Raw genomic sequence first — 13,730 nt, forward strand, 5'->3', positions numbered from 1 at the left:
CGTCACCGCATCCCCGTGACGCCGATTGCCGTGAAGGAACGCCGCCGTATGCCTGCCAATGCCCTGCTCTCTCCCACTTCGCTCACCCCCGGGTTCATGGTGGTGCACGCCAATCGCCTGGAGGATTTGCGGGGGCTGGCGGTGGAGTGGATGCGGCGGCACCCGCTGGGGCCGCTGGAGAACGAAACCATTCTGGTCCAGAGCAACGGCATTGGGCAGTGGCTGAAGCTGGCCCTGGCGGAAGACCCGAAGAACGGCGGCGCGGGCATTGCAGCGGCGCTGGACGTGATGCTGCCCGCGCGGTTTTTATGGCAGGCCTACCGCCGGGTGCTCACCCACGTTTCCCACAATGCCGACGCCGTGCCGGAAACCTCGCCGTTCGATAAATCGCGCCTGGTGTGGCGGCTACTGCGCCTGCTGCCCACCCTGGCCGGGCAGCCGGTGTTCGAACCACTGGCGCAGTTTCTGGAAACCGACCGCGACCAGCGCAAGCATTACCAGCTGGCCGAGCGGCTGGCGGATCTCTTCGACCAGTACCAGGTGTACCGCGCCGACTGGCTGGACGCCTGGGCCAACGGCCACGATGTGCTGATTACCGCCCGAGGCGAACACCGCCCGCTGGAAGAGCACCAGCGCTGGCAGCCTGCGCTGTGGCGCATCCTGCGTGACGATGTGGCCGCCACCCAAGGTGATGCCGGGCTGAACAGCAGCCGCGCCCAGGTACACCAGCGCTTTTTAAAGGCCACCGAACAGCTGGAAGGCCAGGCCTGCCCGCCGCGGCTGCCCCGGCGGCTGATCATTTTCGGTATTTCGTCGCTGCCTCAGCAAACCCTGGAAGCCCTGGCGGCGCTCTCCCGCTGCTGCCAGATCGTGCTGTGCGTGCACAACCCCTGCCAGTTCTACTGGGCGGACATCATCGAACACAAAGACCTGCTGCGCGCCCAGCGCTATCGCCAGCGGCGCAAGACCGGCATGCCCGACACGCTGGACGTACTGGGCACCGGCGATGCCGATGATGCCCTGCACCTGCACGCTCAGCCGCTGCTGGCCGCCTGGGGCAAGCAGGGCCGCGACTATCTACGCCTGCTCGATGAGCACGACGACGCGGGCAACTACCAAACGCTTTTCGAGCAGCAGGCGCTGCGCATCGATATGTTCGAGCCGTTCAGCGGCGAGGAGCGCCACTGCCTGCTCAGCCAGCTGCAAGACGATATCCGCGAGCTGCGCCCGGTGGCAGAAACCCAAGGCCAGTGGCCAGCGCTGGCCGCCACCGATGACTCCATCGTGTTTCATATTGCCCACGGCCCCCAGCGGGAAGTGGAGATTCTCCACGACCAGCTGCTGGCCGCCTTCAGCGCCGACCCCGCCCTGCGTCCGCGCGATATCATCGTCATGGTCCCGGACATCGACCGCTACGCCCCGCACATCGAAGCGGTATTTGGCCAGCTGCCCACGGATGACCCGCGGCATATTCCCTACACGCTCTCGGACCAGGCCAGCCGCCACCGCCTGCCGCTGATGATCGCGCTGGAAAAACTGCTGCGCCTGCCAGAGCTGCGCCTGACGGTCAGCGATGTGCTCGACCTGCTGGAAGTGCCCGCCCTGCGCCAGCGCTTTGGCCTGGAAGAGCGCGACCTGCCGGTGCTGGAGCGCTGGATGGAAGGCGCGGGCATCCGCTGGGGGCTGAACGCCCAGCAGCGCCAGCGGCTAGAGCTGCCCGGCGGGCTGAGCCAGAACACCTGGGCCTTCGGCCTGCGCCGCCTGCTGCTGGGCTACACCGTCGGCGACGGCCACGCCTGGCAAGGCATTGAGCCGTTCGATGATATTGGCGGCTTGGAAGCGGGCCTGGCAGGGCCGTTGGCCACGCTGCTGGAGAAGCTCGACGCCACCTGGGAAACCTTCTGCCAACCCACCGATGCCGCCACCTGGGTGGCGCGGCTGCGGGCACTGCTGGAAACCTTCTTCCTCACCGACGATGCCCAGGAAAGCATCATGCTCACCAGGCTGGAAAACGGCTTGCAGCAGATGCTGGAAAGCAGCCAGGAAGCAGAACTCGACGACCCGCTGCCGCTCTCCATGGTGCGCGAACACTGGCTGGCACAAATCGATGAACACAGCCTTTCCCAGCGCTTTTTGGCCGGAGCGGTCAACTTCGCTACCCTGATGCCCATGCGCGCCATCCCCTTCAAACGGGTGTGCCTGCTGGGCATGAACGACGGTGACTACCCCCGCTCCCAGCCACCGCTGGATTTCGACCTGATGGGCAGCGACTACCGCCCCGGTGACCGTTCCCGCCGGGAAGACGACCGCTACCTGTTCCTCGAAGCGCTACTCTCCGCCCGGGACCAGCTCTACATCAGCTGGATGGGCCGCAGCCAGATCGACAACTCCCCGCTGCCCCCCTCGGTACTGGTGGGCCAACTGCGCGACCACCTGGAGGCTGGCTGGCAAACGCACACCGGCGCGCCGCTGCTGGAAAGTCTCACCACCGAACACCCGCTGCAGCCGTTCAGCCGCGCTTACTTCAACCAACCGGCCAGCCGCCTGTTCACCTACGCCCACGAATGGCGGGAAGTGCACGCCCCCCGCACGCCGCCCACGGTGGAGCGCATGCTACCCGCGCCGGAAAACGCCCCCACCAGCCTCTCGCTGGCGCAGTTGGGCGGCTTTCTGCGCGAGCCGGTGCGCAGCTTCTTCAATACCCGGCTGGGGGTCTATTTCGAGCAAGAGGCAATCGCCGAGCTGGACGCCGAGCCCTTCGCGCTGGATGGCCTGCAAAACTGGCAGCTCCAGGACCAGCTGATTGCCGTCCAGCGCCACGCGGTGGATCACGGCCAGCCGCGTATCGAGGCGCTGCACGACGCGTTGGAGCGCTTTCAAGGCCAAGGGGTACTGGCCATGGGTGCCTTCGGCGAGCGCATGCGCGATGCCCTCGCCGACCCCATGGAAGGGTTGTTCAACGCCTACGAAGAAGCGCTCACGGCGTGGCCGCACGCGCTGCCAGACGCACAGGTGCAGTTCGAGGCCCACGGCCTCACGTTGGAAGAACCCCTGGGCGAGCTGCGCCAGGATGAGGCAGGCCAGCGCTGCCGCCTGCTGCTGCTCAGCAGCAGCCTGATCAGCCAGGGCAGCGGGCGCGGCCAGTACCGCTGGAGCCACCTGCTGCGCCCCTGGGTCGCCCACCTGGCAGGCAACCTCAGCGGCCCGATGACCTCCCTGCTACTTTCCAAAGCCGGTCATGTCACGCTGGAACCCGTAGCCGCCGACACCGCCCGCCAGCACCTGGAAACTCAGCTCGCCGCCTGGCAAGCGGGCCAGCAAACCCCGCTGCCGCTGGCCCCACAGGCCGGTTTTGCCTGGCTGGCCAAGCAAGGCACGCCGGAAATAGCGCAGGAGAAAGGCCGAGACAGCGACGCCTTTGCTGCCGCCGAAGCCGCCTATGAAGGGGGTTACAAGGTCACCGGCGAAGCCGCGCAAAGCGCGTACTTGAGCCACCAGTGGCCCCGATTCGAGCGGCTGTTTTTCGAGCAGGCCAACGGGCACACTTTTGCCACACTGGCCGAATCACTTTACGCGCCGCTTCATAAGGCCGTCAAAGGGTAAACCATCAAGGGGGTTACACCGCGTCGAGCGTTTCCACATCGAACGCCACAATCTGGCGTTTGGCGCTGGAGAACTCGACGCCGATCAAGTGTATGGGCTTGCCAGAGGCGCGGTACTTGTCGGCGTACCCCTTCTGCTTGATTTGCGCCAGCGCCTGACCTTCCGGCAGTTGCTCCACCACTTTGAACTCGAACAGGTAGATACGCCCGCCAAAGTTCACGCTCATATCCACCTTGCCGTGGTGGCTGGCATCTTCCACCGTCACCTCCAGCCCCAGGGCCGCGAAGTGGCTGTAGAACACGCTTGCATAATGGCCTTCATAGCGAGCAATCGGGTTGTTGCGGTACCAGTCATGGGGCAGCCCGGCATAAAGCGCCTTTAGGTGCGCTTCTAAGCCGATAAGGTCATGCTGGCTTAAATGGCGGAACAGCGTCCTGCGTTCACGCGGGGCGTTTTCGACCCCCAGCGATGGCAGCAAGGCGTGGTTGAGGCTGGTTTCCACCTCACGGTTAGGGAAGCCCAGCGTGTACTGGCGGTATCCCAGCAGCGGCTCCTCTACCTGCTGGATGGTCAGGTAGCCGGTTTGAAACAGCAGGCCTTCGGTGCTGATCTGATCCACATCGAACTGGCTGAGCAGTTCATACTCGGTTTCCCAGTGATCCAGTGAGGGCGTAAATACCCCCCGCTGTTTGAGAATATCGACCAGGAACGTCGGCGTGGCAGACTCGAACCAGTACGGCGCAAACTCGCGCTTTTGAAACAGTAGCAGCACATCAAAGGGGTTGTAGACAGACACGACCTCGCGCCCGCCCCAGCGGTAGCCGTTGTACCACTGACGAATGGCCTCACGATCCAAGCCGGGTAGCTCCGGCGCGAACACCGTATCGATGTCTTCGTCGGTGTAACCGCAGATTGTGCTTAAGTGAGCATCCAGGGTGATATCATTGAGGTTGTTCAACCCCGAAAACAAGCTCACCTTACTGAACTTGGAAACCCCGGTGAGCAGCACGAAGTGCAAATGAGGGTCGGCATCTTTCAGCACGCTGTAGAGATTTTTCAGCCCTTCGCGCAGCTCCCGAGCGCGCTCAGGTTCCAGAATGTTATCCAGAATCGGCTTGTCGTATTCGTCGATCAGTACCACCACCCGCTGGCCATATTGCTGGTGGGCGCTGCGAATCAGAGTTGAAAATTCACCGGGTATATCCGTCTTATGGTGTTGGGTAATGCCCAGCCGCTCACGCTGCACCCGGAGCTGATCACGAATACGCTCATCCAGCGCGTCACGGCTCTGCATGACGCCATCGGCAAAGCTGATACGAATGACCGGGTAACGCTGTTGCCAGTCCCACCTGTCGTGAATATATAGCCCTTCAAACAGCGCCTGGCGGCCCTCGAACAGGCAGCGCAGCGTATCCAGCAACAGGCTTTTGCCGAAGCGGCGCGGCCGCGAGAGAAAGTAGTATTTGTTCTGGTTGACCAGGCGCTCGATATGCGGCGTTTTATCCACGTAGTAATAGTCGCCCTCGCGGATATCCGAGAACGTCTGAATCCCGATGGGGAGCTTACGGCGATGGGCATCCTGCACGGCGGCCTCCAGAACACAAAGTGCGATACAAAGAGCAGTTTAGCATGCGGCTGCCCCAGGCAGCCTCAGATCAGCGGGCTTTCATCTCCCTTGCCGCCCAGCGATAAAATGCGCTTCGCCAACGCAATCATCTCAGGGTCGCCGGTGTTCTTGGTGGGCACATCGGACAGTTTCACCACCGGCAGCCAGCCCTGCCCTTCGGGGCGGGCCTCGACCATCTTGATCACCATGTTCATGGGCGCCACGCCGATATCGTTGGTGAAGTTGGTGCCGATCCCGAAGGCCATGCCAATGCGCCCCTGGCAGAAGGCGCGAATGCGCTCCACTTTTTCAGGGGTAAGCGCATCGGAGAAGATGATGGTCTTGCTCAGCGGGTCGATGCCCAGGCGCCGGTAATGGGCAATGGTGGCATCGGCGAACTCGATCGGGTCGCCGCTATCGTGGCGTACCCCGTCAAACAGCTTGGCGAACTTCTTGTCGAAGCTCTCGAAAAACGCCCGCGTGGTAAACGTATCGGTGAGCGCGATGCCCAAATCCCCACGGTACACATCCACCCAGTGCTCCAGCGCCAGGCTGTTGGCCATTTTGAAACCGAAACGCGCCCCGTGGAACATGAACCACTCGTGGGCGTGGGTGCCGATGGGCTTCACCCCGTGGCGCTTGGCCAGCAGCACATTGCTGGTGCCGCTAAAGGCCTCCCCGCCGTAGTGGCGCAGCGCTTCCACCACCCGGTCATGCACCGCAAACGAGAAGCGCCGACGAGTGCCGAACTCGGCAATCTTCAGCCCGTGCTGGCGGTAGAGTTCGATCTTCTCCCGGGTGCGCTGCTCGATGAGCGCTTCATCCTCTTCCGACACCACCACGCCGCGCAGCCGATACCAAAGCTCGCTGATCAGCGCCATCAGCGGCACTTCCCATAAAATGGTGCGGTACCAAGGCCCTTCGATCACCACCGACAGCTCGCCGCCCTGCTGCTCGATGGTCACCTCGCGGGGGTCGTAACGAAAGCCCGCCAGAAAATCGAGATAGGTGGGGTCCAGGTAAGGGCAGGTGGTTTCCAGATAGCGCTTCTCCTCCTCGGTCAAGCACAGCGCCACCATGCGGTCTACCTCCCCGCGTAGCGCCTCACCAAAGCCCTCGGGAAAGGCATGCTCCCCGCGATTGATGAACGCGTAACGGGCGTGAGCATAGGGAAAGCGTTTGATCACGGCATTCTGCATCGTGATCTTGTAGAAATCGTTATCCAGAAGCGAGGTCAGCATGAGATCCCTTCGTGTGAGTGAACCGAAGCCGCTGGTAGCGTAAACTGAGCATCCTAAGAGTGGCTTGGCGGCTAGATTAGCAGGTGGCGAAGCACTCATACAGTCTAGGCCCCAAGCAGGGGCGCGTTATTGTTGGAGCCTGAAGAATGAGCCAGCCCGCCCCGCTGAACCCGCTGACGCTGCCGCTTCACGGCAGCCGTTTGATCGAAGCCAGCGCGGGCACGGGGAAAACCTTCACCATCGCGCTGCTCTACGTGCGCCTAGTGCTGGGCGGGCAGCACGGCGACGACGACACCGCCTTCGTACGCCCGCTCACCCCGCCGGAAATTCTGGTGGTCACGTTCACCAACGCCGCCACCCAGGAACTGCGCGAACGCATTCGCCACCGGCTGGTGGAAGCCGCTGGTGTGTTTCGAGCTGAGGGCACAAGCGAAGGGGCGCCGGGGGCAAGCCGTAGTGGAGGTCATTCAACAGGGATGTTGAATGTAGCGCCCAAGGATGGGTTCACAGCGCCTCCACGTAGGCTTGCCGCCGGGGAAGCCCCGGTGGTTGCACTAGATCCCTTACTCCTAACACTCCGCGACCAATACGACCCAGCCACCTGGCCCGCCTGCGCCCGACGCCTGGAGCTGGCCGCCGAGTGGATGGACGAAGCCGCCGTGTCCACCATCCATAGCTGGTGCTACCGCATGCTGCGGGAGCACGCCTTCGATAGCGGCAGCCTCTTCTCGCTCAACCTGGAAAACGACCAGCAAGAGCTGGAACAAGAGGTAGTCCGCGACTACTGGCGCACCTTCTACTACCCGCTGGACGCCGAGGCCCTGGGCAGCATCACCGGCTACTGGAAATCCCCCGATCAGCTACACCAAGACGTGCGCAAACTGCTCCACGAAAGCGACGCATTGGGCGCCCCACGCCCCGAACCTAAGCAAACCCTAAGCGCCGCCCAAGCTGAGCGCCACGCACGGCTAACCGAGCTAAAAGCCCCCTGGCCCGCATGGCTAGACGACCTAGTGCCCGCACTGGAGGACGCCGCCCAGCGCAAAGCCTTCAAAGGCCAAAGCTTCAATGCCAAAAGCCGCGCCAACTGGCTAAGCGCACTGCGGGAGTGGTGCGACAGCGACGCCACCCGCCCTGCGCTCACCCCCGCCGCCTGGAAACGCCTCACCCCAGAGGGCATGGCGGAAATATGGAAAGAGGGCGCGCCCCCTTGCCCCGCCGTTTGGGAAGCACTGGCCGAACTTCCCGACGCCCTGAACGCCTTGCCCGAGCCGCGCAACGACCTGCTGATTCACGCCGTGCAGTGGTGCAAAGTGCGCCTGGAGCGGGAGCAGGAGCGACGCGCCGAAATGGGTCCCAACGACCTGCTCACCCACCTGGACCGCGCCCTGCAAGGCCCCAATAAAGAGGCCCTGGCCGCGCAGATACTGCGCCAGTTCCCCGTGGCGCTGATCGACGAGTTCCAGGACACCGACCCCATTCAGTACCGTATTTTCAACGCGGTGTATGAGGTCGCCAAGCCCCGCCGAGACGCCGCCATGCTGCTGATCGGCGACCCCAAGCAGGCCATTTACGCCTTTCGCGGCGCGGATATCTTCACCTACTTAAAAGCCCGCGAAGACACCTCAGGCCGCCACGTCACACTGGGCACCAACTACCGCTCTAGCCGCGCCATGGTAGAGGCGGTGAACCACTGCTTCCGCTACGCCGATGAGCACCCGGCCGGGGCGTTCCTGTTCCGCGAAGAAGGCGGCAACAACCCGCTGCCCTTTCTGCCGGTAGAGGCCAAAGGCCGCAGTGAGCAGCTCACTCACCAAGGCCAGCCGCTGCCCGCCATGACGCTCTGGCCGCTGGAAGCCGACGAGCCGCTCTCCAAAACCGCCTACCAAACCGAGATGGCCGAACGCTGCGCCTCCTACATGGCGGAACTGCTCAGCGCAGGCCAACACGGCAAGAGCGGCTTTCAAACCGACGATACGCTCATCCCGCTCAAGCCCTCCGATATGGCAGTACTGGTAAACGGCCTGCAGGAAGCCCGCGCCATTCGCCAAGCGCTGGCTAGCCGAGGGGTGAAGAGCGTGTATCTTTCGGATCACGATAAGGTATTTAGCTCGCCCATGGCCGCCCAGGTAGAGCGCTGGCTGCGCGCCTGCGCCGAACCGCTGGCTAGCTCCCGCCAGGCTGAAGCGCACCTGCGCGCCGCGCTGGCCACCCCAGTGCTGGGGCTCAGCCTTGCCGAGCTGGACCACCTGCAGCAGAACGAGCTGGCCTGGGAAGCGCGAGTCGAGCAGTTCAGCCACTACCACCGCCTGTGGCAGCGCCAGGGCGTGCTGCCGCTGGTGCGCCGCATGATGGTGGATTTCAATATTCCCGCTCGCCTGCTGGCGGAGTTTGAAGAGGGTGAGCGCTTGCTCACCGACCTGCTGCACCTGGGCGAACTGCTGCAACAGGCCAGCGCCGAGTTGGACGGCGAACACGCGCTGATTCGCTTTTTGTTTGACGCCATTGCCGACCCGGAAAGCCACGGCGACAGCCACAAGCTGCGCCTGGAGAGCGACGCGGATTTGGTCAAAGTAGTCACCATCCACAAATCCAAAGGGCTGGAGTACCCACTGGTGTTCCTGCCGTTCATCGCCAACCACCGCCCGGTCAAAGCCGAGGACGTACCGCTGCGCTGGCACGACGGCGAAGGCAACCTACAGCTCAGCTTAGAAGCGGATGACACGATACTCGCCACCGCCGACCGCGAACGGCTGGGGGAAGACCTGCGCAAACTCTACGTCGCGCTTACCCGCGCCCGCCACGCCACCTGGCTGGGGCTGGCCCCGCTGAAAGGCCTGGAGAACAGCGCGCTGGGCTACCTGCTAAAAGGCGGCAATGCCCTTTCACCGGAGGCGCTCAATAACGCACTCGATAAACTGGTGGAAGGCAGCGAGATACAGATTCACCAGCCACCCGCACCCACTGCAGAGCGCGTTGCCACCGTGGAGCAAAACAGTGCGCTGGGCCACGCCCGCACGCCCACGCGCCCCGCCAAAGAGCACTGGTGGATTGCCAGCTACTCCGCGCTGCGGCTTTCCGGCACGCTTACCGCCCCGGAGTTGCCACCGCTGGAACCCACCACCGCCCAGGAAGCCACCGCCTTCGAAGTACTGGATGAACCTCGGGAACTATCTCAAGAACGATCCCAGCTAGAAGCGTTTCACTTACATAAGTTTCCACGTGGCCCCGGCCCCGGCACCTTTCTGCACGGGCTGCTGGAGTGGGCGGGCAAGCAAGGTTTCGATACTGCAGCAAAGGATAGAGAAACCCTCAACGACATGCTGTGGCGGCGGGTGCAGCTACGTGGCTGGCAAGCATGGCAAGAACCGCTGGCGGGCTGGCTAAGCGCCCTGCTCACCACACCGCTACCGCTGGCCGCGCCCACCCCGCAAAGCGTGGCGTTGAATGAACTAGAAAGCTATCAAGTAGAGCTGGAGTTCTGGTTTGCCGCCAAGCGGGTGAATACCCAAGCCATTGATGCGCTGGTAAGCAAGCACTTACTGCCAGGGGTAGAGCGCCCCGCGCTGGATGCCGACACCCTGAACGGCATGCTGAAAGGCTTTATTGATCTAGCCTTCGAGCACCAGGGGCGCTTTTACGTGCTGGACTGGAAATCGAACTACCTAGGCCCCAACGACAGCGCCTATGAACCCGAAGCCCTACGCCACGCGCTGCTGGCCAAACGCTACGACCTGCAGGCCGCCCTCTACCTGCTCGCCATGCACCGGCTGTTAAAAGCGCGCCTGCCGGATTACGACCCGCACCAGCACTTGGGCGGCTCGATGACGGTATTTCTGCGCGGCAGCCGCAGCCCTGGGCGCGGTGTAGTCGGCGAGCCCGCCCCGGTTGAACTCATCGAAGCCCTGGATAGCCTGTTTGCAGGCGAGCCACACGCCACCCAGCAGGAGGCCACGGCATGAGCCGCCAACACGATAGCCACACCTTCGATATGTTCGGCGATGCCGCCAGCGCCCACCCGGCACTCGGCAGCACCCCGGAACTGCTGGCCCTGTGCGAACGCTGGGTAGCGCGAGGCTGGCTGCGGGACTTGGACCGCGCCCTGGTGCGCTTTTTAGCCAGTGAAGCCCCGGACGCCCCCACGCTGCTGCTACTGGCAGCCGCGTTAGCCAGCCACCAGCTAGGCCGCGGCCACGTATGCCTGGATATTAACGCCACGCTCAACGCGCCGGATTTCGCCCTTTCGCTACCGCCCGAAGGGGACGACCTCACCGACCCGCCGCCGCTGCCCAGCGACGTGCTGGCCACGCTCACGCTTAGCGAGTGGCAAGCCGCCCTGCACCACCCGCTGCTGACAAGCGAAGGCCCCGGTAACACACCGCTGGTTGTAGTGACCACTCACTCAGTCAGCGGCACCCCCAGCACGCGGCTCTACCTGCGCCGCTACTGGCAGTACGAACAAAGCCTGCACCAACACATCGCCGCACGCCTGGAAGCCACCAGCACCGGCTCAGAAAGCACGGGCACAGAAGGCCAAAGTGGGAGGCCAAATCATCTGACAACCGAGCCAACCACTAGCCACACAGCAAGCACAGGCTCAGAAAGCAAAGGTGGGAGGCCAATTCATTGGGCGACGGGTGACGCCAGTCACCCTGGGTTACTCCCCCAAGCCCTGAACATACTGTTCAAACAAAGCAACGGCCTAGACTGGCAAAAAACCGCCTGCGCCCTGGCTGCCCGCAGCCGCTTCGGCATCATTACCGGCGGCCCCGGCACCGGCAAAACCACCACCGTGGTACGCCTGCTCGCCCTGCTGCAAACCCTGCAACTGGCCCAGCACCCCAGCCAGCCGTTGCGCATTCGCCTAGCCGCCCCCACCGGCAAAGCCGCCGCCCGCTTGAACGAATCTATTGCTGGGCAGGTGAATGCGTTACCGCTCGCTGAATTGGCAACGCTACTCAGTGAACACTCACCTGCGGCAACAGCCAGCGAGATCGCGATTCCCACGGAAGTTACCACCCTCCACCGCCTGCTCGGCGCACGCCCCGATACCCGCCACTTCCGCCACAGCGCCGCCAACCCGCTGGCGCTGGATGTGCTGGTGATCGACGAAGCCTCGATGGTGGATATCGAAATGATGGCCGCGACCCTCAGCGCCCTGCCCGCCCACGCCCAGTGCATTCTGCTGGGGGATAAAGACCAGCTCGCCTCGGTAGAGGCAGGCTCGGTACTCGGCGACCTATGCCGCCGCGCGGAAGCCTCACACTACACCCCCGCCACCGCCGACTGGCTGGCCCAAGCCACCGGCCAGCCGCTGCCAGCCGAGTTCATCGACCCTGCAGGCCAACCGCTGGACCAGGCCATTACCATGCTGCGGGTTAGCCACCGCTTCAATGAACACAGCGGCATCGGCCAGTTGGCGAAAGCCATTAACCAGCCTGGCCATGCGCAAAGTGATCGGGAAAAACAGCAGGCGGTCACGGCCGTGCTGCGCCACGGCTACCCAGATATTCACCATTTGGTGATGAGTGACGACGCCGCGCTGGATAAGCTGGTAATTCACGGTAGCCCCAGCGGCTTTGCGGGCAACGGTGAAGGCCGCACCGACCACCAAAGCCAGCCCATCGCCCCGCCCACCGGCTACCGCCACTATTTAAACGTGCTGCACGCCCAGCGCCCACGGGGCGAGTCGTTCGAAAAAAACCAAACCGCTTTTAACGCCTGGGCCAGCGAGGTGCTCAGCGCCTATAGCCACTTCCAACTGCTGTGCGCGCTGCGCAAAGGCCCCTGGGGGGTTGAAGGGTTAAACCAACGCATCGCCAGCACATTGCGCCGCGAAAAGCTGCTGTTCGGCAGTGACTACACGCTAGAGAAAGGCTGGTATGAAGGCCGCCCGGTACTGGTCACCCAAAACGACTACGGCCTAAAGCTGATGAACGGCGATATCGGCATTACAATGGCGGTGCCTGATCCGCGCAATCCGCAGCAGAAGTTATTAAGAGTCGCCTTTCCTTCATCAAGTGCCGCCAGCGACACCGACAATCCAATCCGTTGGGTGCTGCCTTCCCGCCTGCACGCGGTGGAAACCGTGTTTGCGATGTCGGTGCACAAGTCCCAAGGCTCGGAGTTCTTGCACACCGCGCTACTGCTACCGCCCACACTAAACCCCATTCTGACCCGCGAGCTGGTGTACACCGGCATCACCCGCGCCCGCGAATGGCTCACGGTGGTGGAAACCAAACGCGGGGTGTTGAATGAGGCCGTGGTGAGGGAGGTTGTTAGGGTTAGTGGGGTTGGAGGTTGATTAAAACTCACCTCAACCTCACAAGCTTCAAATGCTATAAGTTTCAGCATCTTGTTGAAGTTGGGCTAAAAGTCCTAATTTTGGATAACTTAAAGTTGATCTTTCTATGCTAACTCCGCCACTAAACACTATTGATCATCGCAAAGAACATATGGGCGCATTAAAATTTATAGTGCATATCCTTGAGCAGGCACTTTAATTTTCATCGCTCTGAGAGCTTGCTCTTTTACTTATCGCAGACCATCCACCAACAATTCGAACGGCCGCGTTTATAGCTCGTACTGAATCTAAACAAAACCAAGCTAGCATCAAACTTGCCATCACCGAAACGACTCCTATTATCGCTACGTCTCCAGCAACGTCAGAAGACATAGCAGCCGCTGTAAAAAGAAGAGACATGATAAGCATAAGCGCCGATACCATGAAAAAAAACACGGAAAATTTTTCTTGCCACCATAGCTTACAGTAGCTTCGTGACAAAACAGGATGAGACATTGACTCACCAAAACTCATATATCTCCGCCCATATTTGTAGTCAGTGATACTAGATAGCGGGCTTTTATCATTGAGGAAATATGAAATCTCAAAAAATGTCATGCGGATATTAAAAAGCTCTCTGAAGGCCAACTCAACTCTTAGCGGGTGAGAGTTGATTCCTTCGTTACTAAGAACCTCGAAAACACCCTCTAATTTATCTTTACGCGCAGTCCTTCTTAATGAAACAGCTTCTTTCATTAGCTTCCAAAAAACTGGCGCAACTACGATAAAAAGAACAAATGTAAGAACGATACTATCCGCAACACCTGCTGCTCTTAAAGCTTCTAGATACTTATCCAAGAACACCTCCAGAAAAAACAAAACTCTTCACAATGAAAAGTTATTTAAAATTAAAAATAGGTACTACTGTGCTGAACACTTTACGAAGAGGAGCATATTGAGTCGATTAGCATCAACGTAAAATAATAAACTGCTCGCT

6 protein-coding genes are annotated in these 13,730 nt (G+C 61.6%); 3 read left to right on the forward strand and 3 right to left on the reverse strand.

Annotated elements, in window-relative coordinates:
- Positions 1 to 48: 48 nt before the first annotated feature.
- Entirely contained in the window at positions 49 to 3,603 is a 3,555-nt protein-coding gene (recC, locus tag IE061_RS06185) for an exodeoxyribonuclease V subunit gamma (RefSeq protein ID WP_193461255.1), read from the forward strand.
- Between the two features lie 13 nt (positions 3,604 to 3,616).
- Here recC and IE061_RS06190 read toward each other — a convergent pair whose 3' ends face one another.
- Together IE061_RS06190 and pncB are read right to left on the reverse strand one after the other, a co-directional pair.
- The gene (locus tag IE061_RS06190) at positions 3,617 to 5,188 is read right to left on the reverse strand and encodes an ATP-binding protein (RefSeq protein ID WP_193461256.1); all 1,572 of its coding nucleotides are present in this window, start codon (positions 5,186 to 5,188) and stop codon (positions 3,617 to 3,619) included.
- A 65-nt stretch (positions 5,189 to 5,253) separates the two neighbouring features.
- A complete protein-coding gene (gene pncB, locus IE061_RS06195) occupies positions 5,254 to 6,450 on the reverse strand; it encodes a nicotinate phosphoribosyltransferase (protein WP_193461257.1) in 1,197 nt (398 codons plus the stop codon).
- Between the two features lie 146 nt (positions 6,451 to 6,596).
- Between pncB and recB the strand changes: the two genes are divergently transcribed.
- On the forward strand, positions 6,597 to 10,412 hold the full coding sequence (gene recB / locus IE061_RS06200; protein WP_193461258.1) for an exodeoxyribonuclease V subunit beta: 3,816 nt from the start codon (positions 6,597 to 6,599) through the stop codon (positions 10,410 to 10,412).
- Positions 10,409 to 12,754: an exodeoxyribonuclease V subunit alpha gene (recD, locus tag IE061_RS06205; RefSeq protein WP_193461259.1), complete on the forward strand. Its 2,346-nt coding sequence runs from the start codon at positions 10,409 to 10,411 to the stop codon at positions 12,752 to 12,754. The genes recB and recD overlap by 4 nt, the downstream gene beginning before the upstream one ends.
- A gap of 195 nt (positions 12,755 to 12,949) precedes the next feature.
- Here recD and IE061_RS06210 read toward each other — a convergent pair whose 3' ends face one another.
- The gene (locus tag IE061_RS06210; protein WP_152621767.1) at positions 12,950 to 13,591 is read right to left on the reverse strand and encodes a hypothetical protein; all 642 of its coding nucleotides are present in this window, start codon (positions 13,589 to 13,591) and stop codon (positions 12,950 to 12,952) included.
- Positions 13,592 to 13,730 lie beyond the last annotated feature (139 nt).

Source organism: Vreelandella hamiltonii, from assembly GCF_014651795.1.
In the GTDB taxonomy this organism is placed as follows: Bacteria; Pseudomonadota; Gammaproteobacteria; order Pseudomonadales; family Halomonadaceae; genus Vreelandella; species Vreelandella hamiltonii.

Coding starts and splice junctions, on each gene's coding strand:
- recB (WP_193461258.1), top strand. CDS start 6,597: ATGAGCCAGCCCGCCCCGCTGAACCCGCTGACGCTGCCGCTTCACGGC.
- pncB (WP_193461257.1), bottom strand. CDS start 6,450: ATGCTGACCTCGCTTCTGGATAACGATTTCTACAAGATCACGATGCAG.
- recC (WP_193461255.1), top strand. CDS start 49: ATGCCTGCCAATGCCCTGCTCTCTCCCACTTCGCTCACCCCCGGGTTC.
- recD (WP_193461259.1), top strand. CDS start 10,409: ATGAGCCGCCAACACGATAGCCACACCTTCGATATGTTCGGCGATGCC.